The sequence below is a fragment of the Flagellimonas flava genome, from assembly GCF_050617915.1.
GTDB classification, from domain to species: Bacteria; Bacteroidota; Bacteroidia; order Flavobacteriales; family Flavobacteriaceae; genus Flagellimonas; species Flagellimonas flava_A.
Genome location: NZ_JBODQE010000007.1, coordinates 21057 through 45243 on the forward strand (window position 1 = coordinate 21057; position 24187 = coordinate 45243).

Here is a 24187-nt window from a genome sequence, read left to right on the forward strand (position 1 = left end):
AATAAAAACTTTTCTTATGTCTGATTCAAACAAACCGCCAGTATGGTTTTGGGTGGTAAGTGTAGTTGCACTCTTATGGAATCTAATGGGTGTTGCTGCCTATTTAGGGGATGCCTATACAAGTATTGAACAACTTGAGCAAATGACCCAAGAACAACGTGCATTGTTCGAAGGAAGACCAGCTTGGGTGACCGCGGCTTTTGCGATTGCTGTTTTTGGGGGTACTTTAGGAAGTATTGCTCTGCTCATCAGAAAAAAATGGGCAAAACCATTGCTGGTTCTCTCTCTCATAGCGGCATTGGCACAGTTCGTTTATAATACATTTATGACGAATACCATAGAGGTTATGGGAAATCAAGCTATTTTCTTTCCAATATTGGTTTTGGGTATTGGTCTCTACCTTGTTTTCCTTGCAAAAAAAAGTATTCAGAAGGGCTGGCTTTCCTAGACCATCCTTTTTAAAAAACAAAACCCAGACAATTGTCTGGGTTTTGTTTTATGCTTCGCCCGTAGGTCCAAAATTGAGCGGAATGGGAGGTTGTTCATAGTCCTTAATCGTTCCATGGGCCTTTTCAAATCTTGCCACATTATCATTTAAGGCCTTAAGGAATTTTTTGGCATGTTGCGGAGTTAGTACAATTCTACTCTTCACCTTTGCCTTGGGCGCTCCGGGCATCATGCTAATAAAGTCCACTACAAATTCTGATACTGAATGATTTATAATGGCCAAGTTGGAATAGATTCCTTCTGCCGTTTTTTCGTCCAGTTCTATATTGATTTGCTTTTGGGTTTTATCGTTTTCAGCCATTTTATATTTTGATTTAAGATTACTTGAATTTTAAAAGTAACGTCATTCTAAACTTCCTGCCCATCCAGGGAGGATTTCAGAATCGCAAACCTCATGAGACCCTGAAATGAATTCAGGGTGACGTCATTTAATATAAAAAGAAAACCCTGACAATTGCCAGGGTTTTGTTTATTAGAATTTGAATTCCTCTTTTCGGGCCATGATTTCATCGTATTCTTCTTTGGAGCCTACAATGATACTGTCATAATCCCTCATACCGGTACCGGCTGGAATCTTATGCCCTACAATTACATTTTCCTTCAAACCTTCCAAGGTATCTACTTTACCGCTTACCGCAGCTTCGTTCAATACTTTGGTAGTTTCCTGGAACGATGCCGCAGAGATAAAGGATTTGGTCTGCAAGGACGCACGTGTAATACCTTGTAAGATTGGAGTTGCCGTAGCGGCTACGGCATCCCTTGCGCTTACCAAAGTTTTATCTGCTCTTCTCAAAACAGAATTCTCGTCCCTCAACGTACGGGCAGTAACGATCTGTCCAGCTTTCAAGTTCTCGGAATCGCCTGCGTCTTCTACAACTTTCATACCGAAAATTTCATCGTTTTCATGGATAAAGTCGTCCTTGTGTACCAATTGGTTCTCCAAGAAAGTGGTATCCCCTGAATCTTCGATTCGAACTTTACGCATCATCTGGCGAACAACTACCTCGAAGTGTTTGTCATTGATCTTCACCCCTTGTAGACGGTATACTTCCTGAACTTCGTTCACCAAGTATTGTTGTACCGCAGAAGGCCCTTTAATCGCCAAGATATCCTCTGGAGTAATAGATCCATCAGACAATGGCATTCCCGCGCGAACGTAATCGTTCTCCTGAACCAAGATCTGATTGGATAGTTTTACCAAGTACTTCTTGATTTCACCAGACTTCGCTTCGATGATAATCTCACGGTTACCCCGCTTGATCTTACCGAAGGAAACCACACCATCAATTTCGGAAACCACGGCAGGGTTGGAAGGGTTACGTGCTTCAAAAAGCTCGGTCACCCTTGGAAGACCACCCGTAATATCCCCCGCTTTAGCAGACTTACGTGGAATCTTCACCAAAATTTTACCTTCCTTGATCTTCTCACCGTCGTCCACCATCAAGTGGGAACCAACGGGTAAGTTATAAGAACGCAAGGTCTCTCCTTTGCCATCCTTGATCAACAAGGTTGGAATGAGTTTCTTGTTTCTGGATTCGGAAATTACCTTTTCCTGGAAACCGGTCTGTTCATCGATTTCAACTTGATAGGTAACTCCTTGTTCTATGTTTTCGTAGGCAATTTGCCCAGTGAATTCGGAAACAATTACACCATTATAGGGATCCCACTGACAAATAACGGTTCCTGGCTTGATTTTAGCCCCGTTCTTCACAAACAATTGAGATCCATAAGGAATGTTATTGGTACTCAAAGTAATACCCGTATTGGCATCCACCACTTTGATTTCAGAAGTTCTGGAGATTACAATGTTGGCTTTTTCGCCTTCGCTGTTTTCTCCAACAACGGTTCTCAAATCCTCGATTTCAGCAATACCTTCAAACTTGGCTTCCAATTTGTTATCCTCGGAAATGTTACCTGCAATACCACCCACGTGGAAGGTACGTAGTGTAAGCTGTGTACCAGGCTCACCAATGGATTGCGCTGCCACAACACCTACGGCCTCACCACGCTGAACCATTTTATTGGTCGCAAGGTTTCTACCGTAACACTTGGCACAAATTCCTTTTGGCGCCTCACAAGTCAATGCGGAACGTACCTCAATCTTTTCGATTGGAGCGGCTTCCACCTTCTTCACATCAGCTTCGGAAATCTCCTGACCAGCAGCCAAAATCAACTCCTCTGTTAATGGATTGTATACATCATGCAAGGAAACCCTACCTAAGATTCTTTCACCCAAGGTCTCTACTACTTCTTCATTCTTTTTTAAGGCTTCAACCTCAATTCCTCGAAGCGTACCACAATCCTCGATATTGATAATCACATCTTGGGAAACATCCACCAAACGACGTGTCAGGTATCCAGCATCCGCAGTTTTCAAAGCGGTATCCGCTAGACCTTTACGCGCACCGTGGGTAGAGATAAAGTATTCCAAGATGGAAAGTCCTTCCTTAAAGTTGGAAAGAATCGGGTTTTCAATAATCTCACCACCACCTGCGGTAGATTTTTTAGGCTTAGCCATCAAACCACGCATACCGGTCAACTGGCGAATCTGCTCCTTGGAACCCCTCGCACCTGAATCCAACATCATATATACTGAGTTGAATCCTTGTTGATCTTCGCGAATTCGCTTCATGGCCAATTCCGTCAACATGGCATTGGTAGAGGTCCACACATCAATCACCTGATTGTAACGTTCGTTGTTGGTGATTAGACCCATGTTATAGTTCATCATAATACCATCAACCTGCTCGTTCGCATCGTTGATCATATCATGTTTCTCTGGTGGAATGATAATATCACCCAAACTGAAGGACAAGCCTCCTTTAAAGGCGAAATCATATCCCATGGATTTGATTTTATCCAAGAACTCCGCAGTTGTAGGAACATCTGTTACCGCAAGAATATCCCCGATAATATTTCTTAGGGATTTCTTGTTCAAAACGGTGTTGATATAACCCGCTTGTTCTGGCACCACGCTGTTGAACAATACACGTCCAACCGTGGTTGGAATAATTTGGTTCACCAACTCGCCGTCTTCATTAAAATCCTTGGCCCTTACCTTGATTCCGGCATTCAAGTCCACTTTTCCTTCGTTGAAGGCTATCTCCACTTCCTCAGCAGAGTAGAAAGTCAAGCCTTCTCCCTTAATTGGCACTTCTTTGGTGGATTTGCGCTCCTTGGTCATGTAGTACAGACCCAATACCATATCCTGAGAAGGAACGGTAATTGGAGAACCGTTGGCCGGGTTCAAGATGTTTTGGGAGGCCAACATCAATAGTTGGGCTTCCAAAATGGCCTCTGGGCCCAAGGGTAAGTGAACCGCCATTTGATCCCCATCAAAATCCGCATTAAAGGCGGTACATGCCAATGGGTGCAAACGGATTGCCTTACCTTCTATCAATTTAGGTTGGAATGCCTGAATCCCCAATCTGTGCAATGTGGGGGCCCGGTTCAATAGTACCGGATGTCCTTTAAGGACATTCTCCAAGATATCCCAAACCACAGGCTCTTTCTTGTCTATGATTTTCTTGGCCGATTTTACCGTTTTTACGATACCTCTTTCAATCAGTTTTCTGATAACGAAAGGCTTGTACAGCTCGGCAGCCATATCCTTTGGTAGACCACATTCGTACAACTTCATTTCCGGTCCAACCACGATCACGGAACGAGCGGAGTAATCCACACGTTTACCCAAAAGGTTTTGACGGAAGCGACCTTGCTTACCTTTCAAGGAATCAGAAAGGGATTTCAATGGTCTATTTGATTCTGTTTTTACAGCAGAAGCTTTTCTGGTGTTATCGAACAAGGAATCCACAGCTTCCTGAAGCATACGCTTCTCGTTTCTCAAGATTACCTCGGGAGCCTTGATCTCCATCAATCGCTTTAGTCGATTGTTACGGATAATTACCCTACGGTACAGATCGTTCAAATCGGAAGTTGCGAAACGACCACCATCCAATGGTACCAATGGACGCAGTTCCGGCGGAATTACAGGAATCACCTTCATGATCATCCACTCTGGATTGTTCTCCCTATTCCCTTGGGACTCACGCAAAGCCTCCACTACTTGAAGTCTCTTAAGTGCTTCTGTCTTACGCTGCTTGGAGGTTTCCGTGTTTGCTTTGTGCCTCAACTCATAGGAAAGTGCTTCCAAATCGATTCTGGACAACAAATCAATTAAACATTCAGCACCCATTTTAGCCACGAACTTGTTAGGGTCCGTATCTTCCAAATACTGGTTTTCTGCTGGAATGGATTCCAAAATGTTTAGGTATTCCTCCTCGGTCAAGAAATCCATCTTATTGATTTCCTCACCTTCTGGGCCTTTGGCAATACCAGGCTGAATCACCACATACCTTTCGTAATAGATGATCATATCCAATTTCTTGGATGGTAATCCCAATAGGTATCCAATTTTATTTGGAAGGGAACGGAAATACCAGATATGCGCTACAGGAACCACCAAGTTGATGTGCCCCACACGATCTCTACGTACTTTTTTCTCCGTTACTTCCACACCACAACGGTCACAAACAATTCCGCGATAGCGGATACGCTTATATTTACCGCAGGCACATTCGTAATCCTTTACCGGACCAAATATACGCTCACAGAACAGTCCGTCCCTCTCGGGCTTGTGCGTTCTGTAGTTAATGGTTTCTGGCTTTAAAACTTCACCACGGGACTCTGCCAAAATGGACTCTGGAGAGGCCAACCCGATGGAAATTTTATCAAACCTTTTTGGTGCGTTATTATCTTTTATTCTAGCCATAATACTATGGAGATGATATGATTAAAAATGCTTTATTATTTACTACTCTTCCAATCGGATGTCCAAACCTAATCCCTTAAGTTCGTGCATCAGTACGTTGAAAGATTCTGGCAATCCAGGTTCTGGCATGGTCTCACCTTTTACAATGGACTCATAGGTCTTGGCCCTACCGATAACGTCATCCGACTTCACGGTCAAGATTTCACGTAGGGTTGATGAAGCTCCATAGGCCTCAAGTGCCCAAACCTCCATCTCACCAAAACGCTGACCACCAAACTGTGCCTTACCACCCAACGGTTGCTGTGTGATCAAGGAGTATGGTCCAATAGATCTGGCGTGCATCTTGTCATCTACCATGTGTCCTAATTTCAACATATAGATAACGCCTACGGTTGCCGCTTGGTCAAAACGCTTCCCTGTTCCACCATCATAAAGGTGAGTGTGTCCAAATCTTGGCACTCCAGCCTCATCTGTAAGTGCATTGATCTGCTCCAAGGTAGCTCCATCAAAAATTGGGGTTCCGTACTTTCTGCCCAACTTAAGACCTGCCCATCCAAGAACAGTTTCGTAAATCTGTCCAATGTTCATACGGGAAGGTACCCCAAGTGGGTTTAATACGATATCCACTGGTGTTCCATCTTCCAAGAACGGCATATCCTCCTGGCGAACGATTCGGGCAACAATACCTTTGTTACCGTGACGACCCGCCATTTTATCACCTACCTTAAGCTTACGCTTTTTGGCGATGTATACCTTGGCCAGCTTCATAATTCCAGCAGGAAGTTCATCCCCAACAGAAATGGTAAACTTATCTCTACGTAGGTTACCTTGGATGTCGTTCAACTTGATCTTGTAGTTGTGCAACAAGTCGGCCACCAACGCATTGGTCTTATCGTCCGTTGTCCAGCTACCACCTACCAAGTGAGCAAAGTCATCCACGGCGTTCAACATTTTAATGGTGTATTTCTTTCCTTTTGGAAGTACTTCCTCACCCAAATCGTTGATTACCCCTTGTGAAGTTTTCCCGTTGATCAAGCCAAACAATTTCTCGATCAAGATATCCTTCAACTGTTGGAATTTCACTTCGTAGTCCATTTCCAATCGTGAAATGGCCTCTTTATCCTCAGAACGCTTACGCTTGTCCTTGATGGAACGGGAGAACAATTTCTTGTCGATCACCACCCCTCTCAAGGAAGGAGAAGCTTTCAAGGAAGCATCTTTTACATCACCCGCCTTGTCACCAAAGATGGCACGTAGTAATTTTTCTTCCGGAGTTGGATCGGATTCCCCTTTTGGAGTAATCTTACCAATCAAGATATCACCAGGTTTTACCTCGGCACCGATACGGATCATACCGTACTCGTCCAAGTCCTTGGTTGCCTCTTCAGAAACGTTTGGAATATCATTGGTCAATTCCTCCGCACCCAATTTTGTATCCCTAACTTCAAGGGCGTATTCATCAATATGGATGGAAGTAAAGATATCCTCACGTACCACTTTTTCGGATATTACAATTGCATCCTCAAAGTTGTATCCTTTCCAAGGCATGAAGGCAACCTTCATGTTTCTACCCAAGGCCAATTCTCCTTTTTCAGTGGCATATCCTTCACAAAGTACCTGCCCTCTTTCTACCTTATCCCCTTTTCTAACAATAGGTTTTAGGTTGATGCTGGTACCTTGGTTGGTCTTTCTAAACTTCACCAAATCGTAGGTCTTCGAGTCTTCTTCAAAACTTACCAAGCGCTCTTCTTCCGATCTTGTGTATTTAATGGTAATTTTCTGCGCATCCACATATTCCACAACACCATCACCTTCGGCATTGATCAATACCCTGGAATCCGTGGCCACTTGTCTTTCCAGACCTGTACCAACGATTGGGGACTGTGGTTGCAGCAATGGAACCGCCTGACGCATCATGTTTGATCCCATCAAGGCACGGTTCGCATCATCATGCTCCAAGAACGGAATCAAGGAAGCGGAAATGGATGCAATTTGGTTAGGGGCAACATCCGTGTAGTTTACCTCTGAAGGATCTACAACCGGGAAATCACCTTCTTCCCTTGCAATTACCTTATCATCCTGAATTTTCCCTTTTTCATCCATTGGGATGTTGGCTTGGGAAATCTTCATGCCTTCTTCCTCCTCGGCACTTAGATAACTGTATTCCTTAGTATCCACTACTCCATTTTCCACCTTGCGATATGGTGTTTCCAAGAAGCCCATTGGGTTAACCTTGGCAAATACGGATAGGGAAGAAATCAATCCAATGTTCGGTCCTTCAGGAGTTTCAATCGGACAAAGTCTTCCGTAGTGGGTATAGTGAACGTCACGCACCTCGAAACCAGCTCTTTCACGGGAAAGACCACCTGGCCCCAATGCGGACAATCTTCTCTTGTGTGTAATCTCGGCCAACGGGTTGGTCTGATCCATGAACTGGGACAACTGGTTGGTTCCGAAGAAAGAATTGATCACCGAGGACAAAGTCTTGGCGTTGATCAAGTCAATCGGGGTAAATACCTCGTTGTCACGTACATTCATACGCTCACGAATGGTACGTGCCATACGTGCCAAACCTACACCAAACTGCTGGGACAATTGCTCCCCTACAGTTCTTACACGACGGTTGGACAAGTGATCGATATCATCAATCTCCGCTTTGGAGTTGATCAACTCGATCAAGTATTTAATGATGGTAATGATATCTTCCTTGGTCAAAACTTGTTTGTCCATTCCAATATCAAGACCCAATTTCTTGTTCATTCTGTAACGACCTACCTCACCTAAGTTGTAACGTTGGTCGGAGAAGAACAATTTATCGATAATACCTCGCGCAGTTTCCTCATCTGGCGGCTCGGCATTACGCAATTGTCTGTAGATATGCTCTACCGCTTCTTTTTCAGAGTTGGTAGGGTCTTTTTGCAAGGTATTGTGGATAATGGCGTAATCAGATTGCGCATTATTCTCTTTGTGAAGTAGGATGGTCTTTACATCGGCGTCGATGATTTCATCCACATGCTCTTTTTCAAGAACGGTATCACGATCTAGGATGATCTCATTACGCTCGATGGACACCACTTCACCGGTATCTTCATCCACAAAATCTTCGTGCCAGGTGTTCAATACCCTTGCAGCCAATTTACGGCCCAACACCTTTTTAAGACCAGCTTTGGAAACCTTAACTTCCTCAGAAAGGTCGAAAATCTCCAAAATGTCCTTATCCCTCTCAAATCCGATGGCACGGAAAAGTGTGGTTACGGGCAATTTTTTCTTTCTATCAATGTAAGCGTACATAACGCCATTGATATCGGTTGCAAATTCAATCCAAGAACCTTTGAAAGGAATAACCCTGGCCGAATACAACTTGGTACCGTTGGCGTGGAACGATTGTCCAAAGAATACACCAGGTGAACGGTGCAACTGGGAAACAACTACTCGCTCTGCCCCGTTGATCACAAAGGTTCCGCTAGGAGTCATGTAAGGGATGGTTCCCAAATACACATCCTGAACGATAGTTTCAAAATCTTCGTGCTCTGGATCGGTACAGTATAATTTTAGTCGCGCCTTTAATGGAACGCTATAGGTAAGCCCACGCTCTATACATTCTTGGATGGAATATCTGGGTGGGTCTATGAAATAGTCTAGAAATTCTAGAACAAACTGGTTTCTAGTGTCTGTGATTGGAAAATTCTCCATGAAGGTGTTGTAGAGACCTTCATTTCCTCTTTCGTCAGATTTGGTTTCAAGTTGAAAAAAGTCTTGAAAGGATTTAATCTGAATGTCCAAGAAATCCGGGTATTCCGGTATGTTCTTAGCGGATGCGAAATTTACTCTTTCAGTATTGTTTGTGAACATCAATGGACAAGTTTTGATCGTGAATACTATGCGGGTCGGTGTACGGCTTTATACACCCCTTATTAAAAGAGGCTAAGGCCTAACCATTAAAATGGAAAGACCTTAACCAAACTTGTATGGTAAAAGCTATTATTTAAGCTCAACTTCTGCTCCAGCTTCTTCCAATGATTTTTTGATACCTTCTGCCTCATCTTTGGCAACACCTTCCTTAACAGCTTTAGGAGCGCTGTCAACGATGTCCTTAGCATCTTTCAATCCAAGACCGGTCAACTCTTTTACAAGCTTAACAACAGCCAATTTGGAAGCACCGGCAGCTTTAAGGATCACGTCAAATTCTGACTTCTCCTCAGCAGCCTCACCTTCACCACCACCAGCGGCAGCACCACCAGCAACGGCTACTGCAGCAGCAGCAGGCTCAATACCGTATTCTTCTTTTAATATGTCGGCCAACTCGTTTACCTCTTTTACGGTTAGGTTAACCAACTGTTCTGCAAAATCTTTTAAATCTGCCATTTTTCTATCGTTTAAATAAAATTTTTAAAATATACTTAGTTAATTGTGCGCGAATTATTCTTTCTCAGATAAGGTCTTAAGGATACCGGCAAGTTTTCCACCACCAGATTTAAGCCCAGAAATAACATTCTTGGCCGGTGATTGCAACAATCCGATAATATCCCCAATAACTTCCTCTTTGGACTTGATATTTACAAGTGCATCAAGGTTTTCATCCCCGATATAAACAGCTTCCTCAATGAAAGCTCCTTTTAATACGGGCTTATCCGATTTTTTTCTAAAGTTCTTGATAAGTTTCGCAGGTGCGTTTCCGGTTTCGGAAAACATCATGGAGGTATTCCCTTTCAATACTTCGGGAAGTTCTCCAAATTCCTTATCAGAAGCTTCCATTGCTTTTGCAAGCAAGGTGTTCTTTACGACCGCAAGTTTAATGTTTGCCTTAAAACAAGCTCTTCTAAGGTTAGAAGTGGCTACGGCATCCAAACCTGAGATATCCGCCAAATAAATGTTGGCATTCTCAGCTAACTGTGCAGTCAAATCTTCTATTACGGTTGCTTTTTCTTCTCTAGTCATCGTTATAAATATTGAACTACCAGTTATTAAACTGCTTTTGGATCTAATTGAACACTAGGACTCATGGTACTGGACAAGTAGATGCTCTTCATATAAACACCTTTTGCAGCAGCAGGCTTCATTTTTACCAAAGTATCTATCAATTCCTTGGCGTTTCCTGCAATTTTATCAGCGGAAAAGGAAGCTTTTCCAATTGCTGCGTGTACAATACCGGTTTTGTCCACTTTAAAATCAATTTTACCGGCCTTCACATCGGAAACAGCTTTTGCCACATCCATGGTTACAGTACCGGTCTTTGGATTGGGCATTAAACCTCTTGGTCCCAAAACTCTACCTAGAGGACCTAGTTTACCCATTACGCTTGGCATGGTGATGATTACGTCAACATCAGTCCAACCGCCTTTAATTTTATCCAAATATTCATCCAACCCAACAAAGTCAGCACCAGCCTCTTTGGCTTCTGCTTCCTTATCCGGAGTCACCAATGCCAAAACCTTTACATCTTTACCTGTTCCATGAGGAAGGGTAACAACGCCACGTACCATTTGGTTTGCTTTCCTTGGGTCTACACCCAAACGAACCGCAAGGTCAATGGAAGCGTCAAACTTTACATTGGTTATTTCTTTTACTAAAGCTGATGCCTCTTCCAAAGAATAGAGCTTGTTCTTGTCTATTTTGGAATGGGCTTCTTTCTGCTTTTTAGTCAATCTTGCCATTATTAAATTGCTTTAAGATTTTAAAAAGGTCTTTTACCAGCTACTTTAAGTCCCATAGATCTTGCAGTACCCGCAACCATACTCATTGCAGATTCCACGGTAAATGCATTCAAATCGACCATTTTGTCTTCAGCGATTGCTTTTACCTGATCCCAGGAAACACTACCTGATTTAACCCTGTTAGGTTCGCCAGATCCTTTTTTAATCTTAGCTGCTTCCAACAATTGAACTGCCGCGGGTGGTGTTTTTACAACAAACTCGAAAGATTTGTCTTTGTAAACGGTGATAACAACTGGTAATACTTTACCAGGTTTGTCCTGTGTACGCGCATTAAACTGCTTACAGAACTCCATAATGTTAACACCAGCAGCACCTAAGGCGGGTCCAACCGGTGGCGATGGATTCGCAGCACCTCCCCTAACTTGTAATTTAACTACCTTATCTACTTCTTTTGCCATTGTTTTTAATTAAAATGAAAGTGTGTTAATTGGAAGCAACACAACTTTATATATGTAACAGCTCTATTTTTTTTAGATGAAAGAAAAGAGAAAAAAGATGAAAGAAATATAACTCTCCCTATACTCTCTTTTCTGTTTTCTATTCTCTTTTTTAAATCTTCTCTACCTGCATATAGCTAAGCTCCAATGGTGTTTTTCTTCCGAAAATTTTCACCATCACCTCAAGCTTACGCTTCTCTTCATTGATCTTCTCAACCGTTCCGTTGAAACCGTTGAAAGGACCATCAATTACTTTGATAGTTTCACCCAAAACGAAAGGAATGGCCACATTGTCCGTATTCACGGCCAACTCATCCACTTTTCCAAGCATTCGGTTCACCTCTGCTTTTCTTAATGGAACTGGATCCCCACCTTTGGTTTCTCCCAAAAAGCCAATTACATTGGTAATGGAGCGAATGATGTGCACCATTTCTCCACCCAAGTTGGCCTTGATCATGATATATCCAGGAAAGTAAACCCTTTCTTTGTTGATTTTTTTCCCATTACGGATCTGTACAACTTTTTCGGTAGGCACAAGTACTTCTTCCAAGTAATCACCAAAACCATTGCGCTCCACTTCACTTTCAATGTAGCCTTTGATTTTGTTTTCCTGACCACTAACAGCCCTTACTACGTACCATTTTTTCTCCAGAACCTCAGACATACCCAACTATCCTATTATGTTATCAAAATACAAACGGATCAACTTACTGAACAGGGAATCCACTCCCCAGGTGGCCAATGCAAACAAGATTGAAAAAACCGCCACAATCACCATTAGATTGGATGCTTTTTCCCTGTCTAACCACGTAACGTTACTCTTTAATTCTTCAAAAGATTCCTTAATGTAAGTGAACATAGTGTATTTGTATTTTCTCAGCATGCTTCGACTGCGCTCAGCACAGGCTTCGGAGAGATTTCCCGTAGGTTAACGCTCTCGTCTCACATACTTTTTTGTCTTTTCCGCTTTGCACGGGAGGAGAGACTTCCTTCGACTTCGCTCAGGATAAACTTCTCGTCCCAGTACGTTTTTCGTCTTTTCCGCTTTGCACGGGAGGAGAGACTCGAACTCCCGACACCTGGTTTTGGAGACCAGTGCTCTACCAACTGAGCTACACCCGTTTATATTTACACTGAAAGGTATCCCGATTTATCGGGACACCCTTTAGTGCAATATTTATTGTAATATGATTAATCTAGGATCTCAGTAACCTGACCAGCTCCTACGGTTCTACCACCTTCACGGATAGCGAAACGTAGACCTACGCTCAATGCGATTGGCTGAATCAAATCAACTGTAATGGTCAAGTTATCACCTGGCATTACCATTTCAACTCCATCAGGAAGGTTGATGTTTCCTGTTACGTCGGTAGTTCTTACATAGAACTGTGGACGGTAGTTGTTGTGGAATGGTGTGTGACGACCACCTTCTTCTTTCTTAAGGATATAAACCTCAGCTTTGAATTTAGCGTGTGGCTTAACAGAACCTGGCTTACAGATTACCATACCCCTTTTGATGTCGGATTTTTCAATACCTCTCAAAAGGATACCTACGTTATCACCAGCTTCACCTCTATCCAAAATCTTACGGAACATCTCTACCCCAGTGATAGTGGAAGAAAGTTTCTCAGCACCCATACCGATGATATCAACAGCATCACCTGTATTGGCAACACCTGTTTCGATACGACCAGTAGCAACAGTACCACGACCTGTAATGGTGAATACGTCTTCTACAGGCATCAAGAAATCTTTATCAACATCTCTTTTAGGAAGCTCAATCCACTCATCAACAGCAGCCATCAACTCCATTACAGTGTCTACCCACTTTTGCTCACCGTTAAGTGCACCAAGAGCAGAACCGGAGATAACAGGTCCGTTGTCACCATCATACTCGTAGAAAGAAAGCAATTCTCTTACTTCCATCTCAACAAGTTCCAAAAGCTCCTCATCGTCAACCATGTCAACTTTGTTCAAGAATACAACGATTCTTGGAATACCTACCTGACGTCCAAGAAGGATGTGCTCACGAGTTTGTGGCATAGGTCCATCAGTTGCAGCAACAACCAAGATGGCACCGTCCATTTGCGCAGCACCAGTAACCATGTTCTTTACGTAATCCGCGTGACCTGGACAGTCAACGTGGGCATAGTGACGGTTTTCTGTTTGATACTCTACGTGAGACGTGTTGATGGTAATACCCCTTTCTTTTTCTTCAGGAGCATTATCAATTGAATCAAAGCTTCTAAGCTCTGACAAGCCCGCGTTTGCCAATACGGTAGTAATAGCAGCGGTCAACGTAGTTTTTCCGTGATCCACGTGGCCAATAGTACCAATATTTAAGTGCGGTTTGGAACGATCAAAAGTTTCCTTTGCCATTTTAAATAATTTTAATCTTAGTTTATATTAGTGTACAAATCGTTTTGAGCCAATGACGGGATTTGAACCTCCCGAAACAAGTTCGGGACAGGCGCGACCTTAGGTCACTTCCCCAGGTGGAACCAAAACAGTTTGGCAACACCAATAGCATTTCATTATTTTGAGCCAATGACGGGATTTGAACCCGTGACCTCTTCCTTACCAAGGAAACGCTCTACCCCTGAGCTACACCGGCGTAAAGTGTTGAATCAACTACCTTTAAAAACCTTTAAAGGAAGAGATTCCTGCTTTCACTTCGACTAGGCTCAGCATAAGTGCAGGAATGACTTTAGAGCGGGAGACCGGGTTTCCCTCGACTTCGCTCGGAATAAACTTCTCACCCTGCATCAGGATTAAAAATTTATCTTTTGAGCGGGAGACCGGGTTCGAACCGGCGACATTCAGCTTGGAAGGCTGACGCTCTACCAACTGAGCTACTCCCGCATTTATGGATTTTACATCCAATGGTATTCAATATTTCAACTTAAATCCCAACACAAGTTGGAATTGAACTTTAAACTTTCCTTTACATTCTTTCAAAAGTAAACTTTTGACAAATGTCCCCTCAAGCTTGTTGTGGGGAGAGCAGGATTCGAACCTGCGAAGGTGAAAACCAACAGATTTACAGTCTGTCCTCGTTGGCCGCTTGAGTATCTCCCCGCCTTATTTTCAGTAACTTACGAGCCGATAGAGGGACTCGAACCCACGACCTGCTGATTACAAATCAGCTGCTCTAGCCAGCTGAGCTATATCGGCTTTTTAGAGCCTTTTTTACATAAAAAAAGTCCGCTATTTCTAACGGACTGCAAATGTATATATTTATTTTTTTAATCAAAATAAATTTTCAAAAATTTTCATCAAGCTTTTGCCCTCATTTTCTCTTTCTTTTTCACCAATTGTCTTTCCAAAGAACTACATGCAGAATCTACAGCTTCCTCAAAAGATTTGCATTGCTTTTTCACAATGATTTTGTCCCGGGGCACCAACAACTTGATCTCCACTATCTTATTTTCCTTTGCGCTTGTATTTTCCACTTTCAAATACACATCGGAACCTATAACCTTATCATAAAATACTTCCAGCTTGTCCATTCGTTTTTGAATAAAATCCAATAGCTTGGCATCCGCGTCAAAATTCACCGATTGTGCATTTACTTTCATAAGATTTAGTTTTTAGGGTTGCCCATGGCAACTTGGTTAAACATTTCAAGAAATTAATTATTTCTTGTTTCTGGGATGGGCGTCCAAGTGAACTTTTTTCAGTTCGGCTATGCTATTGTGCGTGTACACTTGTGTAGACGCCAAACTGGAATGCCCCAATAATTCCTTAACGGAATTCAAATCCGCACCCCTATTTAGCAAGTGTGTTGCAAAGGTGTGCCTGAGTATATGGGGGCTCTTTTTCACCTTAGGGGATACCAAACTAAAATACTTATTTATGGTACGATAAACAAGTGTTTCATAAATTTTAAGACCTGACTTGGTCAAAAAAAGAAAGTTGGCATCTTTAATGGATTTAAGCTCGGCTCGCCGCTCCAAATAGTCTTGTATCATTAGAACGGTAGCCGGTAAAAGCGGCAACAATCTTTCTTTATTTCTTTTGCCCAGCACTTTAAGGGTTTGGCTATTGGGATTAAAATCTGTAACCCTTAAATTGACCAACTCTGCCCTACGGACACCGGTTGCATAGAGCAATTCAATAATCAGCTTGTCCCTAACTCCTTCAAAATCGTCTTTAAAAGGTATTTCCAACAATATCTTTTCCATTTCCTGTTCGGAAAATGGCACCTCTACCTTTTTGTTGGTCTTAAGTGCCCTATGCTTTGCTAAAGGCGAAACACTTAACCTTTCTATCTTTTGTAGAAATCTGTAGTAGGCCCGTAAGGACGAAATCTTCCTATTTACCGTGCGATTGGAAATCCCATTTCCTACCAGGTCAACAATCCAACTTCTTATGAGGGTATACTCCACATCATCTATGGAGGCTATCCCATACGTATCGCCACAAAAACCAGCAAACTCCAAAATATCTTTTTGATAGGCGGTAATGGTATGCTCCGAGTAGTTTTTCTCCAGCCTTAAATATGATATGAAAGCGGACAGCTGCATAAATCAAAGTTACCCAATGCAATTACATTTAAAAACAAAAATCCCGTTACAATGCTTTGCAACGGGATTCTATATGGTTCGGGAATAAGATTCTAGATTTCCTCCTGATCTCTTAGTCCTTGTATATATTGAGCTTTTTGAATTTCGGCTCTACGTTTTACAGAAGGCTTTGTAAATTGCTGTCTTTTACGCAATTGACGCATGGTACCTGTCTTATCAAACTTACGCTTGAAACGCTTTAAAGCTCTATCGATGTTTTCTCCTTCTTTTACTGGTATAATTAACATGGGCTACAACCTCCTCTCTTTTAGATTTTGGAGTGCAAATATACTGCTAATAAATAGAATTGAACAAATTACTTGAGGATATTTCTTGAAATAACCACTTTCTGGATTTCGGTAGTACCCTCTCCAATGGTACAAAGCTTGGCATCCCTATAGAACTTCTCCACAGGAAAATCCTTGGTATACCCGTATCCACCATGAATCTGTACCGCTTCGTTGGCCGCTTTCACACAGACCTCAGAGGCATACATCTTGCACATGGCCCCTAATTTGGTAACGGGTTTGCCTTCATTTTTAAGAAACGCTGCCTTATGCAACAATAACTCCGAGGCTTCAATCTCGGTAGCCATATCTGCCAACTTAAAGGATATCCCTTGAAATTCACTGATGGGTTTTCCAAATTGCACCCGCTCTTTGGAATATTTCAATGCGGCTTCATATGACCCTTTGGCAACACCAAGCGATAATGCTCCTATAGAAATTCTTCCGCCGTCCAAAACCTTCATGGATTGAATGAAACCTTCCCCGATCTCCCCCAAACGATTTTCATCCGGAATCCTGCAATCAGAGAAAATGAGTTCTGCCGTTTCACTGGCCCGCATACCCAACTTGTCTTCTTTCTTACCGCTGCTAAACCCAGGAGTGCCTTTTTCAACAGCAAAAGCCGTCATTCCCCTGCTATCCCCTTTTTCTCCAGTACGGGCAATGACAACAGCAATATCACCACTTATGCCATGCGTGATAAAGTTCTTGGCACCATTAAGTATCCAAAAATCCCCATCCTTAACGGCTGTAGTATTCATTCCCCCTGCATCTGAACCGGTGTTATGCTCTGTTAGTCCCCAGGCGCCCAACCATTCGGCTGTTGCCAATTTAGGGATCCATCGTTGCTTTTGTTCATCATTCCCAAAAGAAAGAATATGATTGGTGCATAAGGAGTTATGTGCAGCTACAGAAAGCCCAATAGCTGGATCCACTTTGGAAATCTCTTCCAAAATGGCAACGTATTCATGATACCCAAGTCCAGAACCTCCAAGTTCTTCCGGTACCAACACGCCCATGAAGCCCAGCTCCCCAGCCTTTTTAAACACCTCTATGGGAAACGTCTGTTTCTCATCCCATTCCATCACATAAGGCTGAATGTACTGCTGCGCAAACTCACGTGCAGCCTCAGCAACCATCTTCTGGGTCTCTGAATATTCAAAGTTCATCGTGGACAAAGTATCCGTAACCATTCGCAAAATTTTATAGGGTCAAATATAATTTAATTCTATCAATCCTTTCTTTGGGAAAAGTCTCCACCTTGGTTAAATCATCCAAGGATTCAAAGGAGCCATTTACCTGTCTGAACCGAACAATTTCCTGGGCCAAGTTTTGGCTGATATAAATTAAACGGGATAATTCCTCAACTGTTGCCGTGTTCACATTCACTTTTCGGATTTTGGGAGCGGTCAACACCTTAAATTTCTTTAGGGTGCGTTCAACCACCTCTGGCTCCAACCCATAAACATCATGGAGCTGCTCCTCAACCAAGAACCCACCCAATCGGTCCCTGAATTTCACAATACGGGCAGATAGCTTGTCACCAATCCCCTTTACCTTTTTGAGGTCTTGGGCTGTAGCTTTGTTTAAATCCAAAATTTCAGCGCTATTGGATTCATTGCGCTTATTCGTAAAGGTTGATTTAGCACTTTTATTCCAATTTGGAAATTTGAAGTAAGGTGATATCTGATCAAGCAGGGAGTCCGAAACTAGGGTGACCCGTTGAAACTCCTTGGCAGAGGTGACATACTTCCCCTGTTTTCTGAAGGCATACAATCTATCCAGTTCCTCTGGGGCAATCCCCAAGGTATACCCTTTATATTCCGTGATAAAGTTTGGGTTGAATGGATATAACTTAAAGGAAGGGTTTTGTTGCTGGATATGCTGCAAACTGTCTACCCAAGATTGCTCCAAGTTATCAACCAAAAACTTGGAAGGTTCCCCATTGGAAGAAGAGCTGACATAAAAGTAAACCCCTTGCAATGCAATGATGAGTAGCAACAAAAAGAAAATCCCACTCCGTTCCTGTTTATTGAATCTGAAGTGGGACTTAAATTTTTTCAAAGTGATGGATTACTTGCTCTTGACAAAATTCTTGATGTCCGTCACATATTTGTCCATTTCTTCCCGCACCCTTGGGAACAAGAACAACAGCCCGATCATATTTGGGAATACCAAGGCTAGAATCATGGCATCAGAGAACTTGATAACTGCATCAAGAGTCGCAGCAGCACCAATTACAACAAAGATCAAGAACAATACTTTGTATGCTGTATCCGCTTTTCTACCTCTCCCAAAAAGATATTTCCAAGATTGAAGTCCATAGTAAGACCAAGAAATCATGGTAGAGAAGGCAAAAAGTATGATAGCTATAGTCAAAACATATCTAAATCCAGGAATTACGGAATCGTATGCCATGGAGGTTAAATCTACTCCACCGACATATTCTCCAGTCTCTGTGATCAAAACGGTACTGTTAACAGCATTTCCATAATCAAATGCTCCTGCATCCATATTAAAGAAGATGATGACCAAGGCAGTCATGGTACAAATTACCACGGTATCAATAAAAGGCTCCAAAAGGGCAACAACACCCTCACTTGCAGGGTATTTGGTTTTAACCGCGGAGTGCGCAATGGCCGCAGAACCAGCACCTGCCTCATTGGAGAAAGCCGCTCTCTGGAATCCAACAATGATCACACCAACTATACCACCTAATCCAGCTGCAGGAGTGAACGCCCCTGCGAAGATCATTCCGAAGGCATCTCCTATATATTCAATATTGGCAAAGATGATCACCAAGGATGCCAATACGTATACCCCAGCCATAAAGGGAACTATCTTCTCCGTTACGCTGGCAATTTTCTTAATTCCTCCTATAATTACAATACCTACCAAAATGGCCAATACAACACCGATCACAAATCCGGTGGCACCACCTTGAAGATTTAGCATGGTTGACAATTGTACCGCTGCCTGATTGGACTGAAAGGCGTTCCCTCCCCCGAAGGAAGCTCCAACGCACAAAATGGCAAATATAACAGCCAATACTTTTCCAAGGCCAGTAAAGCCCCTTTCCTTAAGTCCTTTGGAGAGGTAGTACATAGGTCCTCCGTATACTGTTCCGTCATCTCCCACATCCCTGTATTTTACACCCAAGGTACATTCCACAAACTTGGTGGACATACCTATAAGCCCGCAAACAATCATCCAAAAGGTAGCTCCAGGACCACCAATGGCAATGGCTACTGCTACCCCTGCAATATTACCAAGTCCAACGGTTCCTGAAACTGCGGTGGCCAAGGCTTGAAAATGACTTACCTCACCCTCCTTGCTTTCATCCTTAATGGTACCATGAACATCTCCGTCAACAACGTTCAATTCTGTTTTTTCCGCACTATGATGATCCAATTCATCATATTTTCCGCGAACTGTATTTATTGCCAGACCAAATTTGGTAATGTTGGGAAACTTGAACACAATGGTGAAAAATGTGGCGCCAAAAATCAATAAAATCAGCACTAATGGCATGTTATACTCCCCAATTGGGATGGACGTAAGTACGAATCCTTCCCACCAGGTGGCAAAGGGCATAAATGCATCGTTGACCCTTTCGTCCAGGCCTTTTTCTTGAGCAGTTGATAAAAACGGTAGAAATAGTAGTAGAAACAGAGGAATTCTGTATTTCATGATATGAAGTTTGGTATGTTAATTTGATGTAAAGTGGGCAATATCCTAAAAAAATTCAACGGAATCAAATTTAAAAGTTATAAAACTAACCTATCTGAAACATTTGGTTGAGTTTCCTAATCTGCTCCGGTCTGCCCAAAACAATGACCTTTCCCTTGGGTTGCAATTGTAGATCTGCCTCTGGGTTAATAATGTAATTGCCATCAGGTTCAATGTAGCCAATTATGGTACATCCTGTTCGTCTTCTTAGATCTAAATCGCGAAGGGAATTACAGTCCACTTGATCCGTAAAATCCTCAATTTCCACTTCCTCCAAATTTGTGGTGTGCTCTCCTTCCATGGAAAGTTTATCCATAAAAGTGATCAAATCGGGCATGACCACCAATGAGGCCATATGGTCGCCCCCAATCTTATCGGGCATGATCACTTTGTTCGCTCCCGCAAACTGCAATTTGGTTTGGGAAGTAACTTGTGAAGCCCTACTGATAATAAAAAGTTTCTCATTCAACTGACGGGCCGTTAGCACAATAAACAAGTTTTCGGCATCATCAGGAACCGCAGTTATCAGATATTGCGCCCGTTTTATCCCGGCCTCCAATAAGACTTCGTCCTCATTGCCATCCCCTTCAACAAAAAGCACTTCATCTTCATAGCGTTCAATTACTTCCTTATCCCTTTCTATAACCACAAAAGGTTTGTTGTACGCCTTAAGTCTTTCTGCAGCCTGCATTCCGTTTCTACCAAAACCACAAACCACAACATGGTCCGTAAGCGCATCTATTCGTTTTTTCACTTTTTTTCGTTTTAAAATTTGAAGTGAATTTCTTCCCAACAGGTATTCGGTTATTACCGACAAGGCAAAACCAAAAATGAAAACACTGGTTACAATTAAAAATACAGTAAAAATCTTTGCATCGGCATCCAAAGGCTTTACCTCAGAGAATCCAACCGTAGTTACCGTGATTATGGTCATGTAAACGGCCTCGATCCAGGTAAAATCTGAAAAGAATTTGTAGCCCACCACCCCAAAAAGCAATACAAGCACCATTAAACTAATGGCCCAGACTATTTTGGATCGCAGTAATCTTATCATATTAAAGGTCAAAAACTGAGGTTCGTTTGGTATAGACCAAATCCTTGATCTTCAACCAAAATGCAATAAAAAGATATAGGGCAAAACCAAAACCCAGGGTTACAAAGGTTAAATAAATAAAGGTGGTACGGACCACCCTTGCACGGATACCCAATCGCTCGGCTATACGGCGGCAAACCTCAAATCCCCTTTTTTGGAAAAAGTAAAGTGTGTTGTAAAACAAGCCCATGATTTTAGCGTCTTAGCAAAAATATGCCCTGTGTCCTAAGCAAGGCATTGGTTGATCTAAGCTCGCTAAAATTATGTATTTCTATTCAATAAATGGGAACCCAAGCTGCATTGCAAACACTTATTTTTTGAACAGTATTGGGTGTACAGTTGAATTTTAGCCTGGCTGTCCAAAGCATTTTGGCTCTTGGACCCCAGGGAAGCAAAGTTCTTTATGATGGAATTGGTCTCTCCAGGAATGTTGGATACCAAAGCGATTAAACCATCACTCCAATCTTGTCCCAGATGTTTTGCATAACAGAATTTAAGAGGAACCAAGGTATTTAGAATAAGCAAGTCCATAAAGGTTTCTGATAATGTCTTTGTTCTAATTCCAGAACGCTTACCGAAGGTAAAGTGGTTGCTCCAATAGGGACTGGACGCTATCTGCAGCACATTATACAAGTCCGTTACGCTTTCTTTTTCCACCAAGGTCGAAAACAAATTCTGGTGCTTGGCATACAAGTTGGCGAGTTGGGACAATCTAATCGTAGGAAAATTGGCCGGGCGCAATCCAAAGAATTCCGGTTTACCAAACAAAGGGACTAGCTGATACTTTCTTTGTAAATACCGATATTCACTTTTGAGTTGCAGGAAATACGCATCCGAGCAGTCTTGCTCTTCCAGCAAGCCAAAGTGACCAAAAAACAAACTTTCCAAGGCCCCAACATCCCTACTTTCCTTTCTTATGATTGAAAAATCAAGCTGCAAAGCCCTTTGAAAAAAGAAATCCCCATTGATCTTGCTGCCAAAATTCTTGGTGAGCAGTACAAAAAGTACAGTTTCCCAATTATTGTTGGATTGCTTGAGCAAATTCAAAATCAGTTTTGATTTTTGCTCCAAACGTTCCATGTACAATCTGTTCAGGTAGTTTTCCACCATAAAGGCGTCAAACTGCCCAAATTCACGTTCGCAATTGATAAATGACGGATTGTAATGCTGAAATAATTCTTGGTACTTCTCAAGAACCGTAGGCGCAATGTAGTTTTTCAGTTCAAGGGTGGGGATGATCGTTCCATCCTTTCTAAAAATGGAAATATCGTCCTCCCAAACTACATGGAGGATTACATTGTCATAGTTTCTGTCTGTTTCATGGTGGTGCGCATACCAATCTGAAGATTTGAGATGAATTTCCACATTACCAGCCCATAACTGACCGCCAACCTCAACCGAAGCATTAAAAAAATCCGGGCCGGCATACAGATTTAATGTACCCGGGTTTTTGATTACAATGTCTTGGGAGGTTGTTGTGGTGAGGGGTCGTCCTTGAAGCTTGTCGCACCTCCATATAAAATGGAGTAGGTCTTCCTTCATGCCACTAAAATAAGAAAATGTTTACCACTTTCCTGCATAGCCCAGGGAATCCCCGGAAGAATGCTTTAAATAAGCATGTTTTAGATTATTGATTTGCCGAATGTGATGGTAATCATGTGCCAGCCAGTTCAGTAGAAAGGAACGGGCCGATATCTTACCCAAATCAGGATGCTCCAAGGAACTTTCCCAATTGACATTTTCCAAGCCCCTTAACCATTTGATAGACGTGGCCCTTTCGTTCAAAAAACGCTGTAACATTTCTTGAAAATCCTGTTCCATATAGTTACGCTGGGTATACCAACCTTCAGGATCAATGGGCACCAAAGATTTTGTGGGAGTTTCCAAAGCATGCTTAACGCGGGCCCTGAAATCTTCCTTTTCCTCATCCACCAAATGACAAATGATTCCTAACAAACACCAGTCCGAAGGCTTCGCCTTCCATAGTAGCATTTGAGGGGGCAAGCCCGACAAGGTTTCCCTGAAAACTCCCGCATTGATTTCCAATGCCGATATGATTTCATGGGACTGCATGCTTACTCAGCTACCTCACCTTCCCAATTCATAAAACCTCCTTCAAGGTTATAGGTATTTTCAATACCAACGCTGTTCATAATAGCGCAGGCCTGGGCACTTCGGTTACCTGATCTGCAATACACATAGTAATTTTTGGATTTATCCAATTTTTCAATTTCATCCAAAAATTCCTGACCAAGGTATATATCAATATTGGTAGCTCCTGGAATGTATCCTTCCTCCACCTCTTCAGGGGTTCGTACATCCAAAACAAAGGCATTGGAATCACTTTCCAATTGCTCTTCCCATTCTTCTTGTGATAAATCTGACATCTTTAAGAGTTTAAGCTCTGCAAAAATAAAAATCCGGAGCATAACCCCGGATCTAAATCGCTTTATTCTTTTAATTAAACTTTTATACGACATCCCAAGGCTCGTGTCTTGGTCACCTCAATATCTTTTCCGGCCAGCATGGCATCCACAGCATTTTCCACAAATTTCTCTTCCACTCTATTGGCATCCTGGTAGTTATCATCAATGGCACCGATATACCGAACCACATTACCGGCAGCTGTTTTCTCCAATACATAAACATGCGGGGTTCGCGTAGCCCCATATTGCGGGAAGATTTTTTGACCTTCATCCAACAAATAGGGAAAAGTAAATCCTTTGTCTTCTGCCCGTTGTTGCATTTTGGCAAAACTGTCTCCCGGCTGCTTGGACGGATTGTTGGGATTAATAGCTATTACAGGAACACCCAAAGGTTTGTACTTTTTGTCCAAATCGATAATACGGTCTTCATACTTAACAGCATAAGGGCAGGTATTGCAGGTAAATATGACCAAAAAGCCTTTGGCGGTATCAAAATCAGAAAGGGAAACCATGGAACCATCCACATTTTTTAGGGAAAAATCGGTTGCCATATCCCCAATATCGTAACCTGCTTCAGTGGAATCCGTATGTCCACTAAATGCACCCATTAACACTATAAGTGCTAAAAATCCAAAATTCCGAATTGTTCTCATGACCT

At 42.4% G+C, this 24187-nt stretch carries 23 protein-coding genes and 5 tRNA genes; 1 reads left to right on the top strand and 27 read right to left on the bottom strand.

Annotated features, from left to right (window positions below):
* Positions 1-16: 16 nt before the first annotated feature.
* Positions 17-448: a hypothetical protein gene (locus ACRHOZ_RS16600; protein ID WP_431127890.1), complete on the top strand. Its 432-nt coding sequence runs from the start codon at positions 17-19 to the stop codon at positions 446-448.
* A gap of 48 nt (positions 449-496) precedes the next feature.
* Here ACRHOZ_RS16600 and ACRHOZ_RS16605 read toward each other — a convergent pair whose 3' ends face one another.
* The 27 genes from ACRHOZ_RS16605 to ACRHOZ_RS16735 all read right to left on the bottom strand — a co-directional run bounded on the left by ACRHOZ_RS16605 (position 497) and on the right by ACRHOZ_RS16735 (position 24182).
* Positions 497-808: a DUF3467 domain-containing protein gene (locus ACRHOZ_RS16605; protein ID WP_420398991.1), complete on the bottom strand. Its 312-nt coding sequence runs from the start codon at positions 806-808 to the stop codon at positions 497-499.
* 171 nt (positions 809-979) lie between these two features.
* Positions 980-5278, bottom strand: coding sequence for a DNA-directed RNA polymerase subunit beta' (gene rpoC, locus ACRHOZ_RS16610; RefSeq protein WP_431127893.1), 4299 nt, complete (start codon positions 5276-5278; stop codon positions 980-982).
* Between the two features lie 42 nt (positions 5279-5320).
* On the bottom strand, positions 5321-9130 hold the full coding sequence (gene rpoB / locus ACRHOZ_RS16615; protein WP_431127896.1) for a DNA-directed RNA polymerase subunit beta: 3810 nt from the start codon (positions 9128-9130) through the stop codon (positions 5321-5323).
* A 129-nt stretch (positions 9131-9259) separates the two neighbouring features.
* Positions 9260-9643 carry a 50S ribosomal protein L7/L12 gene (rplL, locus tag ACRHOZ_RS16620; protein ID WP_422350541.1) on the bottom strand — a complete coding sequence of 128 codons (384 nt, stop codon included), beginning with the start codon at positions 9641-9643 and terminating at the stop codon, positions 9260-9262.
* A 54-nt stretch (positions 9644-9697) separates the two neighbouring features.
* On the bottom strand, positions 9698-10216 hold the full coding sequence (rplJ, locus tag ACRHOZ_RS16625) for a 50S ribosomal protein L10 (RefSeq protein WP_431127900.1): 519 nt from the start codon (positions 10214-10216) through the stop codon (positions 9698-9700).
* A 26-nt stretch (positions 10217-10242) separates the two neighbouring features.
* A complete protein-coding gene (gene rplA / locus ACRHOZ_RS16630) occupies positions 10243-10932 on the bottom strand; it encodes a 50S ribosomal protein L1 (RefSeq protein ID WP_431127903.1) in 690 nt (229 codons plus the stop codon).
* A gap of 20 nt (positions 10933-10952) precedes the next feature.
* The gene (gene rplK / locus ACRHOZ_RS16635) at positions 10953-11390 is read right to left on the bottom strand and encodes a 50S ribosomal protein L11 (protein ID WP_073181477.1); all 438 of its coding nucleotides are present in this window, start codon (positions 11388-11390) and stop codon (positions 10953-10955) included.
* Between the two features lie 151 nt (positions 11391-11541).
* Positions 11542-12093 carry a transcription termination/antitermination protein NusG gene (nusG, locus tag ACRHOZ_RS16640; protein ID WP_431127907.1) on the bottom strand — a complete coding sequence of 184 codons (552 nt, stop codon included), beginning with the start codon at positions 12091-12093 and terminating at the stop codon, positions 11542-11544.
* A 6-nt stretch (positions 12094-12099) separates the two neighbouring features.
* Entirely contained in the window at positions 12100-12288 is a 189-nt protein-coding gene (gene secE / locus ACRHOZ_RS16645) for a preprotein translocase subunit SecE (protein WP_138839377.1), read from the bottom strand.
* A 190-nt stretch (positions 12289-12478) separates the two neighbouring features.
* Positions 12479-12551, bottom strand: a tRNA-Trp gene (locus ACRHOZ_RS16650).
* 69 nt (positions 12552-12620) lie between these two features.
* Positions 12621-13808 carry an elongation factor Tu gene (gene tuf, locus ACRHOZ_RS16655; RefSeq protein WP_422350538.1) on the bottom strand — a complete coding sequence of 396 codons (1188 nt, stop codon included), beginning with the start codon at positions 13806-13808 and terminating at the stop codon, positions 12621-12623.
* Between the two features lie 163 nt (positions 13809-13971).
* Positions 13972-14043, bottom strand: a tRNA-Thr gene (locus tag ACRHOZ_RS16660).
* Between the two features lie 175 nt (positions 14044-14218).
* Positions 14219-14291 (bottom strand) — tRNA-Gly (locus ACRHOZ_RS16665).
* A gap of 133 nt (positions 14292-14424) precedes the next feature.
* Positions 14425-14507: transfer RNA gene (locus tag ACRHOZ_RS16670), tRNA-Tyr, on the bottom strand.
* A gap of 22 nt (positions 14508-14529) precedes the next feature.
* Positions 14530-14603: transfer RNA gene (locus ACRHOZ_RS16675), tRNA-Thr, on the bottom strand.
* 101 nt (positions 14604-14704) lie between these two features.
* Positions 14705-15007: a ribosome hibernation-promoting factor, HPF/YfiA family gene (gene hpf, locus ACRHOZ_RS16680; RefSeq protein WP_431127911.1), complete on the bottom strand. Its 303-nt coding sequence runs from the start codon at positions 15005-15007 to the stop codon at positions 14705-14707.
* A gap of 57 nt (positions 15008-15064) precedes the next feature.
* Complete coding sequence (locus tag ACRHOZ_RS16685) at positions 15065-15955, bottom strand: tyrosine-type recombinase/integrase (RefSeq protein ID WP_431127914.1); 891 nt, start codon at positions 15953-15955, stop codon at positions 15065-15067.
* 92 nt (positions 15956-16047) lie between these two features.
* Entirely contained in the window at positions 16048-16242 is a 195-nt protein-coding gene (rpsU, locus tag ACRHOZ_RS16690) for a 30S ribosomal protein S21 (RefSeq protein WP_073181465.1), read from the bottom strand.
* 68 nt (positions 16243-16310) lie between these two features.
* Positions 16311-17450: an acyl-CoA dehydrogenase family protein gene (locus ACRHOZ_RS16695; RefSeq protein WP_431128154.1), complete on the bottom strand. Its 1140-nt coding sequence runs from the start codon at positions 17448-17450 to the stop codon at positions 16311-16313.
* A gap of 34 nt (positions 17451-17484) precedes the next feature.
* The gene (locus tag ACRHOZ_RS16700) at positions 17485-18345 is read right to left on the bottom strand and encodes a ComEA family DNA-binding protein (protein WP_431127918.1); all 861 of its coding nucleotides are present in this window, start codon (positions 18343-18345) and stop codon (positions 17485-17487) included.
* 9 nt (positions 18346-18354) lie between these two features.
* Positions 18355-19971: an alanine/glycine:cation symporter family protein gene (locus tag ACRHOZ_RS16705; RefSeq protein ID WP_431127921.1), complete on the bottom strand. Its 1617-nt coding sequence runs from the start codon at positions 19969-19971 to the stop codon at positions 18355-18357.
* A gap of 85 nt (positions 19972-20056) precedes the next feature.
* Positions 20057-21064 (bottom strand): potassium channel family protein, encoded by a 1008-nt coding sequence (locus ACRHOZ_RS16710; RefSeq protein ID WP_431127924.1) that lies wholly within the window; start codon positions 21062-21064, stop codon positions 20057-20059.
* A gap of 1 nt (position 21065) precedes the next feature.
* The gene (locus ACRHOZ_RS16715) at positions 21066-21293 is read right to left on the bottom strand and encodes a PspC domain-containing protein (protein WP_138839391.1); all 228 of its coding nucleotides are present in this window, start codon (positions 21291-21293) and stop codon (positions 21066-21068) included.
* 71 nt (positions 21294-21364) lie between these two features.
* Positions 21365-22645, bottom strand: a complete 1281-nt coding sequence (locus ACRHOZ_RS16720) for a DUF2851 family protein (protein ID WP_431127927.1) — start codon at positions 22643-22645, stop codon at positions 21365-21367.
* Positions 22646-22666: 21 nt separating this feature from the next.
* Positions 22667-23176 (bottom strand): DinB family protein, encoded by a 510-nt coding sequence (locus tag ACRHOZ_RS16725; RefSeq protein ID WP_431127930.1) that lies wholly within the window; start codon positions 23174-23176, stop codon positions 22667-22669.
* A gap of 2 nt (positions 23177-23178) precedes the next feature.
* Positions 23179-23490 carry a rhodanese-like domain-containing protein gene (locus ACRHOZ_RS16730; protein ID WP_431127933.1) on the bottom strand — a complete coding sequence of 104 codons (312 nt, stop codon included), beginning with the start codon at positions 23488-23490 and terminating at the stop codon, positions 23179-23181.
* Positions 23491-23564: 74 nt separating this feature from the next.
* The gene (locus tag ACRHOZ_RS16735) at positions 23565-24182 is read right to left on the bottom strand and encodes a thioredoxin family protein (RefSeq protein WP_431127936.1); all 618 of its coding nucleotides are present in this window, start codon (positions 24180-24182) and stop codon (positions 23565-23567) included.
* Positions 24183-24187: the final 5 nt, after the last annotated feature.